Here is a 2,261-nt window from a genome sequence, read left to right as displayed (position 1 = left end):
TGTGTTACCCACCCGGTGCCCTGACCCTTGGATCAAACCGTGTTTGTCCTGGTCAGACCCGGTGGAAACTTTGTCTCAGTGACCGTGTTTCCGGCGGGGCAACGAGATATAACTCTAGACCACCCCAGAGGCACCGTGCAAATCCAAAACCGACTTTCTCCACGTGACACCCACCACACACCGTGCAGTGCTCAACCATGTCCTCTTGCAGAGAGGCCGGCCCCTCCCCAGCCCTCGCACCAACCGAGCCCGAATGCCGCGCGATTCAGCTGCCCGGGCGGATAGCTTTGCGCAGGCGTGCGAGCTGCTCGTCGATGACGGCACCCACCCCGGTGATCTCTGCCCGTCGGATCCCACGTTCTACAGCCCGCGACTTCCACCCCTCGACTGCGCTCACGACCTCATTGAGCACAGACACTGCGGTCGGCTTCGACAGATGGCATAGAGAGGCGAATTCGAGCAGCGCCTCGGCTTCGGTCTCCGCAGACACGACGCCATTGATCGCTGTCGGCCGTTCGACCGCGGGTTCCGGTTCCGGGTTGATATCGAAAGCCGGGCTCAGCTGCCATCCCGCGCCAGCCCGTATGAAGTCATGGTTACGCAAATGATCATCCGTATTGTGCAGTGCAACTGAGAATGCCACTCGGCGAAACAGTTCAGCACAGTCGCTGCGCCAGCGCCGGCTGTGGTCTTCGATAGCTTCGACGATACCGAGATAGTCGCCGGCTTCTCCGTCTCGATGCCTGGTTGCTGTCATCGCACTCACATATCCGATCCGCCGGTCAGCCGTGCGATCGAATCTCTGCAGAAGGAGCACGGATCTCTCGTCGATACTCAGCAACCGAGATTCAGTGGTGTCGATTCCGGCCGTACGGGCAAGTTCGAGTGCCAGGCTCTCTCACACGATGACGTCTCGATCGTCGCCGGGTCGGGAGAACTTCGCAATTGACAGCCGTCCCTCATCGTCCGCCTCAGATGCCTTGGGCCGCGCTCCTCCCAGAGAACCTGTCCCAGCGTCAAGAAGGCGCTTCACAGACGTGCCCGACCCTTCCGCGGCCCGTCGGCAGCCTGCTGCAGTTCTGGCAGTGACAGCAGTTTCGGTACACGGCTCGAGGGGCTGAGGAAGTCTTCGTCGGCAGCACGACGAAACCGCAGAGCTCCCTGTCGAGTGCGATCGCTGACTCAGAGCAGGAAGTCGATGCCTGACAGACGGCGGTCACGGACGACGCCGTCGGCGACCTGCCGCCGATGCTCCTTCGCCACGAGAGTGCGACCCCATCGGTCAGGAGAACAGTCGGCGAATGCTTCCGGCAGACCGGGTACGCTGAACGGGACCGTCGACAGTGGGAGCTCTGGGTAGATGGAATAGGCCCATCGAGCTTCCACATACTCATCGGAGTATTTGAACGTCGTCGAGATAGGCCCGTGCGATGTGGAAATACGCAGTACCGACGAATACCGACGTCCCGCCGTGGTCCATCTCAACCCGGATCTGCTCACTCATCGACGAATCCTGTCCGGAAGCGTTTCAGCAGAACGCAGTCTGCCGACATCGGTGCTCAAGGGATCGAACGAGGCAGACACGTGGTCGAGCTGCCCCAGTGCCTGCATAACCGACATCACTGCGCCGATTGGTACCCCTGCATCAGTCCCCTCGACTTTCTGGAGCGTCGATCGTGAGATGCCAGCACGCTCCGCGACTTAGACGGCCTTGAGCGACTGCATGAGTCGCCACCGACGAATCGAGGATCCGTTCTCGGTGAGACGGCGATCCACCTGTCGAGTGACGATCATTTGTCCTCCTTATGAGTGCAATCAACACCATACGATGCATTAGCGACTGGAATACGCGCCATTAGATCAACCTGCAATGCCGATTTCGGACGGATCGGTGGCCGGCTGCTGTCCGGATGGACTCCACAAGATCTCTGCACGTCTGCGAGAACACCATTCTCAGTTGCCGGCGACGATCCGGAGAATACACGAATGGCCTCGCCCGGCCCCCACTGAGAGTCGCACAAGACCATTTGCTACCTGATGGCGGCGCAGCAACCTGGCGCCAGGTAGCTGCGCCGCCGCCAGGTAGCAACAAGCACCGGCTATCACACCCACACGTGAAACAAACAACACACCGGTTCGTGAATACAGTAATGGCCCCACCCAACACAGTTGGACGAGGCCATCACCTTCAAAAAATATTGCGGCAGTCACTTACTCTCCCACAACCACCAAGTTGCAGTACCATCAGCGCGAATGGGCTT

2 protein-coding genes are annotated in these 2,261 nt (G+C 59.8%); both read right to left on the bottom strand.

The window, feature by feature from the left end:
* Positions 1-265: 265 nt before the first annotated feature.
* Complete coding sequence (locus BI49514_RS16135; protein ID WP_167444011.1) at positions 266-892, bottom strand: type II toxin-antitoxin system HipA family toxin; 627 nt, start codon at positions 890-892, stop codon at positions 266-268.
* A gap of 290 nt (positions 893-1,182) precedes the next feature.
* The gene (locus BI49514_RS17145) at positions 1,183-1,500 is read right to left on the bottom strand and encodes a HipA N-terminal domain-containing protein (RefSeq protein ID WP_101547463.1); all 318 of its coding nucleotides are present in this window, start codon (positions 1,498-1,500) and stop codon (positions 1,183-1,185) included.
* Positions 1,501-2,261: the final 761 nt, after the last annotated feature.

The organism is Brevibacterium iodinum ATCC 49514 (genome assembly GCF_900169265.1).
GTDB lineage: Bacteria > Actinomycetota > Actinomycetes > Actinomycetales > Brevibacteriaceae > Brevibacterium > Brevibacterium iodinum.
The sequence above is the reverse complement of the archived record's forward strand: the minus strand, read 5'-3'. Positions and strand labels throughout refer to the sequence as shown.